General features: G+C 59.2%; 1 pseudogene. It reads left to right on the plus strand.

Annotated features, from left to right (window positions below):
* Positions 1–257: pseudogene (locus tag E5W87_RS35790) on the plus strand (transposase); the annotation flags it as partial.
* Positions 258–294 lie beyond the last annotated feature (37 nt).

The following is a 294-nucleotide window of genomic DNA, read 5'->3' on the forward strand; positions in this document are numbered from 1 at the left end:
TGGCCGGGGCGGGATTTCGTCAGGTGACCATCCACACGACGACACAGAACATCCGGTTCCCCTCGTCAAGGGAATATGTGCGACTACAACTGGCAGCGACTCCGCAGGCTGGGCTGGTCAGCGGAATGGAGGCCGGACATCGGGACGCGGTCATCGCAGCGATCACGGGTGATCTAAGTTCTTTGCTGGCTATCTATTCAACTGGAGGGGAGCTGATATTCCCCCAAGAGGCTCACGTCTTGCTCGCACGCAAATAGCGCAGCTGATGTGGCGGTCGTCGACGTAGGTCAGGAC

This window comes from Mesorhizobium sp. (assembly GCF_004962925.1).
Lineage (GTDB): Bacteria > Pseudomonadota > Alphaproteobacteria > Rhizobiales > Rhizobiaceae > Mesorhizobium.